The 14,836-nt window shown below is 69.5% G+C and carries 16 protein-coding genes; 8 read left to right on the top strand and 8 right to left on the bottom strand.

The window, feature by feature from the left end; all coding sequences use genetic code 11:
- The first annotated feature begins 12 nt into the window (after positions 1-12).
- Complete coding sequence (locus tag ABDZ36_RS03860; protein ID WP_211311580.1) at positions 13-999, top strand: NOG1 family protein; 987 nt, start codon at positions 13-15, stop codon at positions 997-999.
- A gap of 18 nt (positions 1,000-1,017) precedes the next feature.
- On the opposite strand, the gene ABDZ36_RS03855 is transcribed toward ABDZ36_RS03860, so the two are convergent.
- Positions 1,018-2,466 (bottom strand): TIGR00341 family protein, encoded by a 1,449-nt coding sequence (locus ABDZ36_RS03855; RefSeq protein ID WP_211311581.1) that lies wholly within the window; start codon positions 2,464-2,466, stop codon positions 1,018-1,020.
- Positions 2,467-2,519: 53 nt separating this feature from the next.
- Entirely contained in the window at positions 2,520-3,284 is a 765-nt protein-coding gene (locus ABDZ36_RS03850) for an SIMPL domain-containing protein (protein ID WP_211311582.1), read from the bottom strand.
- Positions 3,285-3,386: 102 nt separating this feature from the next.
- On the opposite strand from ABDZ36_RS03850, the gene engB reads away from it, so the two are divergent.
- The gene (engB, locus tag ABDZ36_RS03845) at positions 3,387-4,004 is read left to right on the top strand and encodes a GTP-binding protein EngB (RefSeq protein WP_211311583.1); all 618 of its coding nucleotides are present in this window, start codon (positions 3,387-3,389) and stop codon (positions 4,002-4,004) included.
- A gap of 187 nt (positions 4,005-4,191) precedes the next feature.
- Here the strand turns inward: engB and ABDZ36_RS03840 are convergent, their stop codons facing one another.
- The 4 genes from ABDZ36_RS03840 to ABDZ36_RS03825 all read right to left on the bottom strand — a co-directional run bounded on the left by ABDZ36_RS03840 (position 4,192) and on the right by ABDZ36_RS03825 (position 8,313).
- A complete protein-coding gene (locus tag ABDZ36_RS03840; RefSeq protein WP_343749208.1) occupies positions 4,192-4,593 on the bottom strand; it encodes a DUF7522 family protein in 402 nt (133 codons plus the stop codon).
- A 57-nt stretch (positions 4,594-4,650) separates the two neighbouring features.
- Positions 4,651-5,850, bottom strand: a complete 1,200-nt coding sequence (locus ABDZ36_RS03835) for an SLC13 family permease (protein ID WP_211311715.1) — start codon at positions 5,848-5,850, stop codon at positions 4,651-4,653.
- Between the two features lies 1 nt (position 5,851).
- Positions 5,852-6,772 (bottom strand): D-2-hydroxyacid dehydrogenase, encoded by a 921-nt coding sequence (ddh, locus tag ABDZ36_RS03830; protein ID WP_211311585.1) that lies wholly within the window; start codon positions 6,770-6,772, stop codon positions 5,852-5,854.
- A gap of 299 nt (positions 6,773-7,071) precedes the next feature.
- Entirely contained in the window at positions 7,072-8,313 is a 1,242-nt protein-coding gene (locus ABDZ36_RS03825; protein WP_211311586.1) for an eIF2B alpha/beta/delta subunit family protein, read from the bottom strand.
- Between the two features lie 91 nt (positions 8,314-8,404).
- Here ABDZ36_RS03825 and ABDZ36_RS03820 point away from each other — a divergent pair, with 91 nt between their 5' ends.
- Complete coding sequence (locus tag ABDZ36_RS03820) at positions 8,405-9,166, top strand: coenzyme F420-0:L-glutamate ligase (protein ID WP_211311587.1); 762 nt, start codon at positions 8,405-8,407, stop codon at positions 9,164-9,166.
- A 25-nt stretch (positions 9,167-9,191) separates the two neighbouring features.
- Here the strand turns inward: ABDZ36_RS03820 and ABDZ36_RS03815 are convergent, their stop codons facing one another.
- Positions 9,192-9,380: a hypothetical protein gene (locus tag ABDZ36_RS03815; RefSeq protein WP_211311588.1), complete on the bottom strand. Its 189-nt coding sequence runs from the start codon at positions 9,378-9,380 to the stop codon at positions 9,192-9,194.
- A gap of 142 nt (positions 9,381-9,522) precedes the next feature.
- On the opposite strand from ABDZ36_RS03815, the gene ABDZ36_RS03810 reads away from it, so the two are divergent.
- The 5 genes from ABDZ36_RS03810 to yciH all read left to right on the top strand — a co-directional run bounded on the left by ABDZ36_RS03810 (position 9,523) and on the right by yciH (position 14,162).
- Positions 9,523-9,657, top strand: coding sequence for a hypothetical protein (locus ABDZ36_RS03810; protein WP_343749207.1), 135 nt, complete (start codon positions 9,523-9,525; stop codon positions 9,655-9,657).
- Positions 9,658-9,750: 93 nt separating this feature from the next.
- Positions 9,751-10,746, top strand: a complete 996-nt coding sequence (locus ABDZ36_RS03805; RefSeq protein ID WP_425545301.1) for an AAA family ATPase — start codon at positions 9,751-9,753, stop codon at positions 10,744-10,746.
- Entirely contained in the window at positions 10,746-11,714 is a 969-nt protein-coding gene (locus tag ABDZ36_RS03800; RefSeq protein ID WP_211311589.1) for a DUF58 domain-containing protein, read from the top strand. Before ABDZ36_RS03805 ends, ABDZ36_RS03800 begins: the two co-directional genes overlap by 1 nt.
- On the top strand, positions 11,711-13,810 hold the full coding sequence (locus ABDZ36_RS03795; RefSeq protein ID WP_211311590.1) for a transglutaminase TgpA family protein: 2,100 nt from the start codon (positions 11,711-11,713) through the stop codon (positions 13,808-13,810). Before ABDZ36_RS03800 ends, ABDZ36_RS03795 begins: the two co-directional genes overlap by 4 nt.
- Before the next feature lie 58 nt (positions 13,811-13,868).
- Complete coding sequence (gene yciH / locus ABDZ36_RS03790; protein WP_044958204.1) at positions 13,869-14,162, top strand: stress response translation initiation inhibitor YciH; 294 nt, start codon at positions 13,869-13,871, stop codon at positions 14,160-14,162.
- Between the two features lie 272 nt (positions 14,163-14,434).
- Here yciH and ABDZ36_RS03785 read toward each other — a convergent pair whose 3' ends face one another.
- Positions 14,435-14,800: a rhodanese-like domain-containing protein gene (locus ABDZ36_RS03785; RefSeq protein ID WP_211311591.1), complete on the bottom strand. Its 366-nt coding sequence runs from the start codon at positions 14,798-14,800 to the stop codon at positions 14,435-14,437.
- Positions 14,801-14,836: the final 36 nt, after the last annotated feature.

The following is a 14,836-nucleotide window of genomic DNA, read 5'->3' as shown; positions in this document are numbered from 1 at the left end:
GCTACGACGCGTATGATCTTCGAGGACCTCCCGACGACGCCCACGTCGGAGGAGCTGCTCGACAAGGCGTTCTCGCGAGCGGCGCGAGCGGGCCGGGCGAAGTCGGGTGTCGAGGCACAGGAATCGATGTTGCAGACGGCATCGAACGTGCTGAGCGACAACCTCCAGAACGTCGTGACGGCGTGGCCGGACTTCGACGAGGTCGAACCGTTCTATCGCGAGCTCGCGGACGCCGCCGTCGGCGTGGATGAGGCGCGCACGCACCTCTCGGAGGTGACGTGGGCGTCACGGAAGACGAACGAGCTCGGCCGGGAGTACATCGGCCGGCTGCCGCGCGAGGACGCGGACGCGGCGAAGAAACTCCGCAAGCAGGCGTTCGCCCGAATGGGCTCCGTCCTCCGCGAGGTCGAAGACGACCTCCAGTTCCTCAACGAGGCCCGCGACGAACTGAAGACGTTCCCGGACATCCGCCCGGACGAGCCCGCGATCGTCGTCGCCGGCTACCCGAACGTCGGGAAGTCCTCGTTCGTGAACACGGTGACGAACGCGCGCAACGAGACCGCCCAGTACCCCTTCACGACGAAGGCGGTACGCGTCGGGCATGTGGAGCGCGACCACATCCGCTACCAGCTCGTCGACACGCCCGGCCTGCTCGATCGGCCCGCCGACGAACGCAACGACATCGAAGAGCAGGCGGTGTCGGCGCTGACGCACCTCGCGGACGCCGTGCTCTTCATGGTTGACGCCTCCGCGACGTGTGGCTATCCACTAGAGGACCAACTCGCCCTCCGCGCGGACGTCCGCGGAACGTTCATCAAGGAGGACGACGCGGACGAGGAGGAGATCGGTTTCCTCACCGTCTGCAACAAGAGCGACCTCTCGACGGACGTCGAGGCGGACGCGTACATGAGCGTCGAGACCGGCGAGGGTGTCGAGGACGCCCTCGGGGCCGCGATCGACGCGACCGGCTACGAGCTCGAACTCCCGACGCGGGACTGAATCGGATCGCGAACCGGCCTATCCGGCGGCGATAGCTGTGGCTTGGGAACGCGGGAGCGCTATGGTTGTCGTGGTCGCGGTGGTTGTAGTTGCGGTGGGTGTGATAGGGTCACGCAGCGGTCGCTGAAGGGCGGCGGTCGCGTCCGACGACCCGCGCGTCGCGTCGCCACCTGCGGTCTGTATCTCCACGAAGCGGATCTGGACGGCGACCTCATAGCCCGTCGCCGCACGGATCTGGCGTCTGAGCGTCGCCGCGAGGTCCGGATACGTGGTCCCGCCCGGCCGGCCGACGGTGAGCACCACGCGTTCCGGCGGGGTGATCGGCGACGGCGTCTGCGCGTACGTCACCTGCACGTCGATGAGCGAGAGCGCGGCGTACTCGCCACTCGCGAAGGTGTCTTGGACCTCCAGGCGCGTCGTCTCCTCGAACTGGCCGTGTTGGTAGGAGGAGTAGGTGACGCCGCCGAGGAACAGCGAGAGGACGGCGATCGCGACGACGAGCACGCCGATTCGCTTGAGCGTCGCGCTCCGGGCCTCGCTGAGGCGAAACCAGTGTTCTGGGCGGTAGCCCTGGTACCAGAGGACGGCGAGCGCGGCGAGGTTGATAGAAAGGAAGTTGACGAGCACGAGGACCGTAGAGCCGACGACGGTCGTCGGGAGTCCCCACGCGAGACCGATGCCGATGACGGCAGTTGGCGGGACGAGCGCCGCGGCAATCATGACACCGACAAGCGCGGTTGAAACGCCCGATGAGAGACTGAACGCGCCCGCGACGCCGGCGGCGAGCGCGACGGCGAGCGAGAGGAAGTCCGGGGTGAGTCGCTCGCGGATCTGCCCGATTGAGAGCAGTTCCGTCGGGGAGAGCGGTGGAACGAGGTGGACGGTGCGCGCGAGGAACGCGAATCCGGCGGCGGCGGCGACGGCGGCGACGAAGCCGATCGCCTGGAGTTTGACGCCGCGGAGGAACAGCTCGCGGTCGTCGACGACCGTGCCGACGCTCGTCGCCATCGCCGGGCCGATGAGCGGCGCGATGACCATCGAGCCGACGACGACGGCCGGCGAGTCGAGTAAGAGTCCCGCGGCGGCGACGATCGCGGAGACGACCGTCATCACGAGGAACGCGCCGAGTTTCGGCGCGAGCTCCTCGGCTTTTGCCGTGATCTCCTCGCGAGCGATGCGGTCCTCCGACTCCTCCTCCTCGTAGCGTTCTTGGAGCTCCTCGAACTTCGTCGAGACGACCGTCTCCGCGTCCACGACGACCGTGTACGCGTCGCGTTCGAGGCCGGCGTCGCGGAGCGCGCCGAGGACGTCCTCGACGGCCTGTGTCGGCAGCGGGAAGTAGACGACGCCGGTGTACCCCTGACTGCCCGTCTCGTCGGTGACGACGTAGTCGATCCCGCGTTCCTCCAACTCCGCGAGGATGGTCTCGCGTTTGCCGGCGGGGACGACGACTTGGACCAGACGCACGCTCGGACGTGCACTCGGCCCGAAGAAAAGCGTGTGGGAACGGCGCGGACGCGTTACGCCGCGGTGTAGGTCGCCTGCACCGAGACGGAGACCGAGACCGGCGCGCTGTCGATGACGGTGCGCTCGGCGCTGGACCCACCGCTCGCGGATGTCGTCTCGTACGCGACGGGGCCGTAGCCACCACCGACGGAGACTGTCTTCAGGCCGGTCACGGTCAGGCCGGCGGCATCAGCGGCTGCGTTCGCCTGTGAGCGCGCGTCGTCCATTGCGGCGTGAATGGCCTCGCTGCGGAGGTCGGCGCGCGTTGCGTCCGAGAGCGTGAAGCGCACGCCATCGACACGGTTCGCGCCGCCAGAGACGGCAGCGTCGAGGACGTCACCCGCCCGATCGGGGTCCTGCACAGTGATCGCAAAGGCGTGGACGGCCTCGTAGCCCGTCGTGGTCGTCGTCCCGTCCTCGCCGCGCTCCGTGCGCTCGCTCACGCGATAGGCCGTCGTCTCGATGTCGTCGCTCGCTACGCCCGCGTCAGCCAGCGCCTCGCGGAGACCGGAAGCGTTCCGCGCGACGGCGGTGCGTGCCGCGTCAGCCGAGTCGGCAGTCGCGGTGACGGCGACGGAGACGATCGCCTGATCGGGGTCAGCCGACACGGAGCCCGAGGCGGCGACGTCGATCGTCGTCGCGTTCGACGCCGCGGCCGACGGCGAGGCAGTCTGTGCGGGGGCAGTTCCGCCGCCTATCCCGGCGGCGGCGACGCCGGCGGTGACGACGCCGACGGCGGTGAGTAGTACGAGCAGTGTGAGCGTTACGTTGCGACGCATACCGGCGATAGGGGCGGTGGGAACGTCAACACGTCGGAGGGTCAAACGGCGATTTGTCCCACGCGACGAAAGACACAACCGCGGTGCCCGCCTACGGGAGCCATGTTCGAGAACCGACCGGATCGCGACGCGGAGATCGTCCTCCTCGGCCGGTCGAACGTCGGGAAGTCCACCCTGATGCGCGAGATCACCGGCCACGACTTCACGACCGGCGGGAAACCCGGCGTCACGCGCCAGCCGAACCACTACGACTGGGCCTCCGAGTCGTTCGTCGTTACCGACCTCCCCGGCTTCGGCTTCATGTCCGGCGTCGAGGAGGACAGACAGGAGTCGATCAAGACGGACATCGTCCGCTATATCGAGGAACACGCCGATGCGATCCTCGCCGGCGTCATCGTCCTCGACGGAAAGGCCGCCGTCGACATCATCGACCGGCACACCACCGAGGAGGAGATCCCGCACGCCGTCGAGCTCTACGGCTTCCTGCAGGAGCTCGGCATCCCGCCGGTCCTCGCCGTCAACAAGATGGACAAAGTCGACGATCGCGACGAGCGACTGGGCGATATCGCGGACCGCTTCGGGCTCGTCCCCCCGTGGGAGCAGTGGCGGGACACCATCGCGCCGATCACCGCCAAAAAGGGCGACATCGACGCGCTAAACCAGGCCGTCCGCGTCCACCTCGAGGACGCGAAACGCGACGACCTGAAAAAGTTCTTCTAACGGACTTTTTTGCGCCGTGGGGTCGCCTCCGGCGACCCTCGTGGCGCAAAAACCTCCACTAAAAAGTCCCGCGAGCGCGGAGCGCTCGCGATCGCTGAACCGGAGCGGTACCGCCACAGCACGGCAACCGCCGCAGCACGGCAACCGCCACAGCACGGCGACCACACCGGACGCCGCCACCGCATCGCTATTCCGACATGTATTGCGACTCGATCGCGTCGACATCGTCGAAGCAGTCGAGGACGTGCTGAACGAAGGAGTCCTGCTGGGCGAAGTAGCCGGCGTCGACGGCCACCGCGAGCCCCGTCGTCTCGGAGAGCGGGAAGTTCAACTCGACGGCGTCCTCGAAGAAGGTGACGTTGCAGCGGAGGTCACCGTGGCGTTCGGCGAAGAGGTCGTTCACGTACTCGGCCTCAAGCGCCTCGAAACGCATCTCCTCGATGCCGCGCTCGATCTCGGCGTCGTCGTAATCGACGGCGACATCGTCTCGAAGGTAGCGCACATGGTAGTCGTCCCTCGTGTAGACAACCACGGAACGCAAGTACTCGCCCACATAGTCGCGCAGCGCGTCGGATATCCCCCGTCCCATCATGCGGTTATCGTCTCTGTGATACCCACAAAAGCGATTTGGTTGAGCGATAGACATTCACAGCCATACAATCATCGCGATGGCGAGCGCCGAGCTGACGGCGGCGACCGGGAAACCGACGAGGACGAGGCGACGCACGGGGAGGTCGACGCCCCGGCGCGCGGCACCCTCCAAAGCGATGAGCGACGCCGCGGAGGCGACGGGCGTGGCGTTCCCGGCGAGCGTCGAGACGGCCGAGAGGACGAGCCACCCCTGCTGAGATGTGATACCTGTGGAGAGCGCGAGCACCGCCGGGACGTTGCTCACGAGGTTCGAGAGTGCGAACGTCGCGACACCGAGCGTGACGCTGTCCGCGACGGCGGCCTCCAGAGCGGGCACAACCGGCGTCGTCCGCAGGCCGGCGACGAGGACGAACATCCCCGCGAAGAGCACGAGCAGCGACCAGTCGAGTGAGCGCAGGACGTCGCCACCGGGTTCGCGGCGGGCGAGTTGGAGGCAGGCGAGGTGCGCGACGGCCGTGGACGCCGCGACGACGCCCGGGTCGAGGCCCGATCGGGCGAAGAGGAGGACGAACGTCGCGGCGACGAACGCGACGCTGAGCGCCGCCCACGGGCGGTCGTAGTCGGGGACGGCCGTCGACGGAATCGTACCGCTCCGGGGCGTTATGGCGACGACGGCGACGGCCGCGACGCAGAGCGCGACGAACGCCACTGGCGCGAGGGTGACGACGAACGTCCGCATCGTCAGCGGGCTGTGCGCGAGGATATAGGCATTCTGGGGGTTCCCGAGCGGTGTGGCCACGCTCCCGACGTTCGCGCCGAGGACGAGGGCGACGAGCGCCGGAACGGGATCGACGTCGGTCCCCTCAGTCGCACGGACGAGAATGGGCGTGACGAGTAGCACCGTCGCGTCGTTCAGCGCGAGCGCCGACAGACCGGCGGCGAGACAGAGCGTCCCGACGGCGAAGCGCCGCGGTGTGCTCGCCCAGTTGACGAGACGCGCGGCCGCGTAGCCGTAGAACCCCGAGCGGGCGAGACCCTCGACGTGGACGAGCATCCCGAAGAGCAGGAGGAGCGTGCTCGCATCAATCCCCGCGAGCGCCTCGTGAGGGTCGAGGACACCGAGAACGAGCAAGAGGACGCCGCCCGCGGCGGCGGTGACCGCGCGATCCACCGGATACCCCCGGATCTGCCGGGAGAACAGCAGTGCGAACGACCCGAAGACGACGAGCGCCGTCAGCGGCCACGGGACGACCACGTCAGACAACTCGGTTGACGAGTGCCTCGTCCGCGGCCGCGTGCAGGGCGTTCTGTCGGACGAGCGCCGCGACGTCCCGGTAGTAGTCGCGCGTCATCGCGCCCGAGTGGGGCGTAATGAGCACGTCGTCGAGGTCCCAGAGCGGCGACGCCGCGGGAAGCGGCTCCGTCTCGAAGGCGTCGAGGGCCGCGCCCGCGATGACGCCGTCCTCGACGGCAGCGACGAGCGCGTCCGTCTCGACGACGCCGCCGCGCGCGACGTTCACGAGGTAGGCGTCCTCGCGCATCGCCTCGAACACCGCTGCATCGACCATCCCCGCCGTCTCTTCGGTGAGCGGCGTCGCGAGCGCGACGAATCGGGCGTCCGCGACGGCCTCGTGGAGTTCGTCGGGTGCGTACACTTCGCGGACGTGTGGGGGGCGGGCGGGCGTGCGACGAACGCCGGCGACACGCATTCCGAGACCGTCCGCACGACTCGCGATTCCGCGCCCGACGGCACCCAGGCCGACGACGGTGAGGCGCTCGTCCATGAGTGTGAACGGTTCGTCCCACGTGGGCTGCGCCCACTCCCGGTCGGCTTGGGCGTCGCGGGCGGTGTGGAGGCGGCGCGCAAGCGAGAGCATCACCCCGAGCGCCGTCTCGCCGACCGACGCACCGTGGATGCCCGAGGAGTTCGTGAGCGCGGTGCCCGCGTCCCGGTAGTCAGCTACGGGGAAGTCGTCGTACCCCGCGCGGACGCAGTGGACCCACTCCAGGTCGAGGAACGCCTCAACGTGGCCAAACGTCGCGACGGCGTCGACGGCCGAGACGTCGTCGCCGACGACGGTGACATCGGGGTCGAGCGAGCGCAGTTGCTCCGCGAGCGTCTCCGGCGGAAAGATGGCCCCCACGGACTCGTGGACGCCGAGACGGTCGATGTGCATGCCGCTCTGTACCACGCTCTGGCGATTGAGTCTTGTGGAAGGGCGACTCGGGAGAAAGGCCTCGTCATAAGGGGCTCGGAGGGGGTAACTCCTCGTCACCGTCGCCCACGCGGACCGTGGGGCCGCGAGTCTAAACGCCTTTCGAGGGGACGGCGTCGCCGGGGGACGCGACCGGACGCGAGCGCGTGTTCATCCCGTATCACGACCGCACCGACGAGTATGCACTGATCGCATGACTCGGGCGGGAACCGCGAAATCCGACGGCCGTCCCGCTCGAATGCCGCAGCCGTCGTGTTCGCCTATTGCCACTTCCGGAGAGAGCGGAGCTCCGCGGCCGCCTCGTCGATCGCCTCCACGTCGAGGACCCCGTCTTCGGTGACGACGCCGGTGAGGAGCGACGCGGGCGTGACGTCGAAGCGGGGGTTTGCGACGTCGAGCGGCGCGTCACCGTCGTAGAGATCGGACGCGGGGGCGTCCTCAATCACGGGGGCTGTCGGATCGACGTTGGGCGCGATCTTGTCCCGCGCACAGACCGCGTAGGTGGGGACGTTGGCCTCGGCGGCGGCGAGCGCCGCGGCGTGCGTCCCGACCTTGTTCACGATGCTCCCGTCGCGGAGTACGGTGTCCGCACCGACGAGCACCGCGTTCACGTCCGCGACGAGCGACGGCACGGCGGCATCAGTGGTGAGCGTCACGTCGAACTCCTCGGCGGCAAGTCGCTCCGCGGTGTCGACGCCCTCACGAGCGGTTCGGGACTCCGCGATGACGACGCGTTCGGGGCCCGCACCGACGATCGCGTCGAAGGCCGTGCCGGAGCGCGAGAGCGTCAGGAGCGACGCGTCGCTGAGTTCGACCGCGGCGGCCGCGGCGGCATCGCTGTCGGCGGCGAGCGCGGCGTCGATCGTCGCGCTCGCACTCCGCAGGATCGCGTCCGCGTCGGCGGTGTCGGCGGTCGCGACGACGCGGTTCACGCGGTTCGCGACGGCGGCCATGCTCTCACGCGCGGCGAGCAGGTCACGCGCCGTCCCGCGGAGTGCGTCGTAGTCGGCCCCGGCCGCGGCATCGTCACGCAGAACCTCGCATGCTCGCACGGAGACGTACGCGGAGCCGTGTGTTTCGTCGTCGCGGACGCTCGCGACCGAGGGTCGGACGCGGTCGTACGACGTCCAGAGGTCTGGCACCGTCTCGCGCTCCCGGATGGCGGTCGGTGGGACCCACTCGTACGCCGCCGTCTCGTAGTTCGGCGTCACGTCGCGGGTATCGCAGTCGAAGAGGGAGGGGTGGACGATCCAACGCGTCCCCCGATCGTCGTCGGTGACGGTGAACGGTTCGCCCGCGCGGACGAACGTGGCCTCGGCGTCTGGATCGATCCCCGTCTCTTCGCGGATCTCGACGCGCGCCTGTGCGTCGGGGTCGCCCTCGGCGTGGCCGGCAACGGCCCCCCAGCGACCGGCGTAGGAGCCGACGCCCTCGCTCCGGCGGAAGAGCAGGACGTCGGTGCCGTTGCGTAGGAAGGCGGTGACGACGTGGGTCTCCTCCATGCACTACGGTCGGGTCGGCGACCGGTTAGGTTCGGGGGCCGCCCGTAGCCGGGATCGGCGTCCCTTTGGCGACGCCGGCGAAAGTACGGGTATGGAAGCGTTCGCAGTTCCGGGGCTCCCCGAGTTCGAGGCGGGCGACGACGTCGCGACCGCGATCGAATCGGCGTGCGACCTCCGCGAGGACGACGTCGTCTGCGTCGCAAGTACGATCGTCTCGAAGGTCGAGGGCCGGACGGCCGCCCTCGCGGACTACCCGGCTGGGCCGCGGGCACGCGAGATCGCGGCGCGCTTCGAGGCGCAGACCGGCGACGAGCGCGACCCGCGCTTCGCGCAGGCGGTGCTGGAGGAATCGACGGATCTCGTGATGGACGAGCCGTTCCTCCTGACGGAGACGCGCTTCGGGCACGTCGGCGTGAACGCCGGGATCGACCGCTCGAACACGGGCGGGGCGGAGCTGCTCCTCCTCCCGAAACGGCCGAGCGAGTCGGCCGAGCGGATCCGCGAGGCGCTCTCCGTGGACGTTCCGGTTGTCGTCACGGACACCTCCGGCCGACCGTTCCGCCACGGGCAGGCGGGCGTCGCGATCGGTTGGGCGGGGATGCCGGCGTCGCGCGACTGGCGGGGCGAAACCGATCGCGACGGCCACGAGCTCGAAGTCACCGTCGAGTCGGTCGTCGACGAGCTCGCCGCGACGGCGAACCTCGTCTCCGGCGAGGGTGACGACGGGACGCCGGTCGTCGTCGTCCGGGACTGGACGTTTGGCGACCACGAGGGGAGCGAGAACCTCTATCGCGATCTTGAGAGCGACTTCGTCCGGCAGGCACTGCGCGAGTGGAGCTACGAAGAAGCGTAGGACGATCGGGCGGGGCGTCGTCGCGTTAACGCGGCTGTCCGTCGACGTAGCCGGTGTCCGCGCCGCCGACGAGGTCGGCGATCGCGCCGCCGCCGAAGTAGACGGAGGCGACGCCGATGACGACGAACAGGGCGATGCTGCACACGACGAGGAGCGCGGGGATGATACCGAACGCACCGAGGAGGATGTCGGCGAAGACGATGGAGCTTGCCATACCGCGGCTGACGTCGGCGGGCCCCTTAGCTCCTAGTGGTCCGCTCGTCCACCGCTGACGGGCCGTCGATCCGGACGGGCGGGCCGCCACCCGGCGCGTTTCGGGGTGAGGAATTATCCGCTCACTCCCCCTACGGTGGGGTGTGAGCGAAACCGACGTCGGCGTCGTCTGCCGGGTGGCACCCGGAACGGAGGCGTGCGAGGCCTGCGGAACGGCCGCGAAAACGCGCTGGCGGACCGAACGGGGGTGGTGCTGTGCGGACTGCACGGACTGGTGAACCGGCGTCAGCGGGAACCGGAAATCCGGGCCGCGATGGTGGAAGAAGGCAGAAGACACACAGCGAAACGAGCGGAGTCAGGGGTGAACGCCCGTGACAGCCGATCGGGTCGCACCCGCGAGGGACGACGTGAGCGGCGGCGTCGACCCGCTCCCGGTCGAGGAGGCGCGGGCACTCGTCGAGCGCGTTACCGAGAACGTCGGACGCGTCGTCGTCGGGAAGGCGGACGTCGTCGAGGACGCACTCGTCGTGCTCCTCGCACGCGGCCACCTCCTCCTCGAAGACGTCCCCGGTGTCGGGAAGACGATGCTCGCGCGGGCGCTCGCGGGCTCGATCAATGGGACGTTCTCCCGCCTCCAGTTCACGCCGGACCTGCTGCCGAGCGACGTCACCGGGACGAACGTGCTCGATGAGGCCGCGGGCGGATTCGACTTCCAGCCCGGGCCGGTGTTCGGGAACGTCGTCCTCGGCGACGAGATCAACCGCGCGCCACCGAAGACCCAGAGCGCGCTCCTCGAGGCGATGGAGGAGGGACAGGTGACGGTCGACGGCGAGACACACACGCTCCCCGACCCGTTCTTCGTCGTCGCGACGCAGAACGCCGTCGAGCGCGACCGCGTGTACGACCTCCCGGCGGCGGAAGTCGACCGGTTCGCGAAGAAGTGTACACTCGGCTACCCCGACATCGAGGAGGAGATCGAGGTGCTCGGGCGCGTCGTCGGTCACCACCCCGTCGAGGATGTCGAACCGGTCACCGATGTCACGGCGCTTCGACGGGCGCGCGAGACGACGGCGCGCGTCGACACCGCCGAACCGGTTCGTCGATACGTCGCGCGACTCGTCGGGTGGACGCGCGAGCACGCCGCACTCGGTGTCAGCCCGCGTGGTGGCATCGCGCTCCTCCGCTGCGCGCAGGCGCGGGCCGTCCTCGACGGACGCGACTACGTCGTCCCCGACGACGTGAAGCGAGAGGCCCCGAGCGTCCTCGCCCACCGAATACGTGCCGACACCGGGGCCGAGCTCGGCGGTGAGGACGCAACGCGCATCGTCGAGCGCGCGCTCGATAGCGTCGATCCCGAAGCGACGTGATGCGACCCACCGGCCGTGGCGTCGTCGTCGCGCTCGTCGCCGTCGCCGGGTTCGCGAGCGCGCGGTTGTTCGGGGCGCGCTCGCTGAACGCCGTCGTCGTCCCCGTAGGCCTCGCGTTCGTCCTCTCCGCCCTCCTCGTCGTGCGGGTCGAGACACCGCGCGTCGTCCGCGACCCGCCGGCGGATGGGTTTCCCGGCGACGAGCGGCGGATCTCGCTCGCCGTCGAGGGTGACGGCGCGATCGTCACCGTTCGTGACGCGCTCGGTCCGGGACTCGACGGGGACGGGACGATCAGAAGCGTCGCCGACGGGCGAGCGAAAGAGTACGACGTCACGCTCCGCGAGCGTGGCCGGCGCGCCGTCGGCCCGGCGACGGTCGTCGCGAGCGATCCGTTCGGCCTGTGGCGACGAACGTTCACCGGGGGGACGCGCGACGAGGTCGTCGTCTATCCGAGCGTCGTCCCGCTCGCGGTGCCGCCACGCGCGCTTGCTGCGGCGGTCGGGGCTGCCGGCGGCCGCAGCGAGTTCGACGGCATCCGCGAATACGTTCGGGGCGACCCGCTGCGCGACGTGAACTGGAAGGCCTCGGCGAAACGCCCGGACGAGTACCTCGTGACGACCTACGCCGGCGACGGAGCCGACGCGCGCGTGGTCGTCGCCGTCGACGTCCGCGAGGGCGGGGACGCCGATCGAGCCGCTGTCGCCGCGGCGAGTATCGTCGTCGCCTGTCTCGACGCCGGCGTCGCCGTCGGAGTGCGGACGGCGAACGAATCGCTCGCACCCGCAAGTGACGCGAGGACGCGACGGCGCGCCCTCGAACTGCTCGCTGAGATCGACCAATCGGTCCTCGCCGATAGCGATCGAGAGGGCGCACGCGTCGTCGTCCGTGCCAACGGCGACGGCGTGACGATTGACGTCGACGGCGAGGCACGACCGGCGGAGACCGTTCTCCGAGAGGGGCGAGCGTGACGCGACACATCCCCGCCCTCGGGCGACTGACGCCGGCACGTATCGGCGCGCTCGCCTGTACCGCCGTGCTCTCGGCGTCGTCGCTCGCCGTCCTCTACCACGTCGTCGACGTCGTCGGCGACCTCCGGGTCTTCTGGGTCGTCCTCGTGGGATCGCTGTGCCTCGCCGCGCTCGCGCAGGCCGTCCGACCGCGGTACGCGCTCGCCGTCGGTGTCGCCCTCCTCGGTGTCGGATTGGGTGCGTACGTCGTCACGGCACCCGAGAGCTACGCGCGTTCGCTCACCCTCGCGGGGGTCGTCGACGACGCCGTCGCGCTCCTCACCGGCTACTCGGTGTTGCGGATGGTGAACGTCCTCGTCTGGGCGCTCGCGATGGTCCCCGCACCCGCGTTCCTCACATGGTATTTCGCGCTCCGAGAGCGGTACGCCCCCGCCGTCGGCGTCGCCGGTCTCGCGCTCGGGTTCTTCGTGCTCACCGGCGACAGCACCGGTACTGCGACGCTCGTCGGCGCGCTCGCCGCCGCGGGTGCGGTCGGCCTCGGCACGCTCGACGCCCACGGCGCGACCCGCCGGCAGGTGGAGACGCTCGGCGTCGCCCTCGCGCTCATGGCCGTCGCGCCGGTCGTCGTGACCGTCGCGCCGGGCGGCAGCGGGGTGACGTTCAGCGCGGCCGACACCGCGCCGACGACGAGCCTGACCAGCGCAGAGGAGCGCATCGGGCTCGGTGGGGCGATCGACCTCTCGTCGGACGTCCAGTTCGTCGTCGAGGCCGATCGCCCCGGCTACTGGCGCGTCGCTACCTACGATCGCTACACGGGGAGCGGATGGGTCCGCACCGGCGAGGGCGGAACGCTCGCACGACCCGAGGGAGCGAGCGAGCGCATCACGCAGACCGTCACCGCGAAGCGACCGCTCTCAGCGATGCCGGCGATCGCTGAACCGGTCGCCGTCGAGGGGGTCGACTATCGCGTGACGAGCGGCGGAACACCCGTCCCGACGGACGTCCTGACCGCGAACGAGAGCTATCGCGTCATCAGCGAGCGGTTGCGTGCCGGTCAGCGCGCGCTCCGTAGCGACGGAACGGATTACCCGGCAACGATCGAGCAGCGCTACCTCCAAGTGCCGGATACGACCGGTGCGCGGGTCGCCGCGCTCGCCGACAACGTGACCGCCGACGCAACGACACCCTCCGAGAAGGCCCGAGCGATCGAGCGCTGGCTGGAGACGACGAAGAACTACTCGCTCGCCGCCCCGGCGGCGAACGACCACCTCGTGCGATCGTTCCTCCTCGACACCGAGACCGGCTACTGCGTCCACTACGCGAGCGCGATGGTCGTCATGCTTCGCTCGGAGGGCGTTCCGGCGCGCTTCGTCACCGGGTACACACGGGGCGAGCGAACCAGCCTCGGGACGTGGACCGTCCGCGGCGTCGACTCGCACGCCTGGGTCGAGGTCTACGACCCCGAGGCGGGCTGGGTCCGCTTCGATCCGACGCCCGCGAGCGAGCGAGTCGAGGCCGAACAGGCCGCGCTCGCGAACACGTCCGACGGAGCCAGTGGCACGACGGGGGCAAGTAGCGACTCGACCACGTCGACATCCAGTACGACCGCAGCCACATCGACGACAGCCACCACCACGACGACAGCCACCACCACGACGACAGCCACAGCGAACGCGACGCCGATAACGACGGTCGGCGGGACGAGCGGGGCGAGCGGGCCGACACTCCCCGACCCCCGACCCCTTCTGCTCTGGACTGTCGTCGCGGTCGGGGTGATCGCCGTTGGCCGCCGTCTCGGGCTCTTCGAGCGCGGCTATCGGGCGCTTTGGGTTCGGTGGCTCCCCGACGGTGACCCGGAGCGGGTCGTCGCAGGCGCACACGACCGGCTGTTGTACGTGCTCGCTCGCCGCCATCGACCGCGCGAATCGGGCGAGACCGTCCGCGCGTATCTCGACGCGATCGACGCACCGGAACCCGCACGTCGCCTCGCGAGCATCCACGAGCGCGCACGCTACCGAAACGAGGTCGACACCACCGACGCCGCCGACGCCCGCCGGGCGCTACGGGCGGTTCGCGACGAAAACGCCCGCCCGTAGCCCGTTCGTGGCGTCTGGCGACAGTATTTTGTAGCCCGGCACCCAACCGTTAGACGTAATGTCGGACGTATGCTCGACGTGCGGATTGCCCGATGAACTCTGCGTCTGCGAGGACGTCGCCAAGGAGTCCCAGCAGATCACGATCCGCATCGACGAGCGCCGCTACGGGAAGGAAGTGACCGTCGTCGAAGGGCTCGACCCGAAGGACGTCGATCTCGACAGCCTCTCCTCGGACCTCAAGTCGAAGTTCGCGTGCGGTGGCACGGTCGAGAACGGCGAGATCGAACTCCAAGGAAACCACTCGGGTCGTATCGAGGACTTCCTCCGGAACAAGGGTTTCAACGTCGCCTGAGAACCTTTTGCTGCGCTCGCCTCCGGCGCGCTGGCAAAAAGCTCGGCCATCGCCAGAAATCGAAGATTTCTGCCTATGAAGCGAGACGCTCCGCATCTCGCCGCAAAAAGCGCTGCGCGCCTCCCTCCGGTCGGCGCTTGGCCTTGCGCCCGACGGCGCAAGTGGGTATCGGGGCCGTGTTACCGCTCCATCCCGCTTCCTGCCCCTTCTCAGGTTTTCACGCTGCGTAGCGGCGGCTCCGAAGACGAGAGACGAACACGCGACGTAATCGCTCAGAACGGCGCTTCGGGACCCTCATCGGCTTCTCGGCATCCCGTATCGGCCGTTTCGAGATCGCCGTCCCACGCAACAAGGCCGCCGGCCATGCTCTGCACGGTGGCGTCGGCGTCGACGCCCTCGTAGGACGCGATGAGGTTCGCGGCCTGCACACTCGACTGGCCGTGCGGGCAGACGGTGACGACGTGTTCGGCTCCCTCGAAGCGCTCGACAGAGCGCGTGAGCGCGGTGAAAGGTACGTTCTCGCTCCCGGGAATGTGCCCCTGTACGTACGCGCCCTCGGGGCGGATGTCGACGATCCGGACGTCCGCGTCGTCCGCGATGAGCGTCGCGACCTCGTCGGGCGTAATCTCGCCGTCCATACCCCGACGGTGGCCGTCGGTTCGGATAAGCGCCGC

Origin of the sequence: Halarchaeum salinum, assembly GCF_039520965.1 — an archaeon.
Classification (GTDB): domain Archaea; phylum Halobacteriota; class Halobacteria; order Halobacteriales; family Halobacteriaceae; genus Halarchaeum; species Halarchaeum salinum.
Note: the sequence above shows the minus strand (reverse complement) of the source record. Positions and strands in the feature narration are given on the sequence as shown.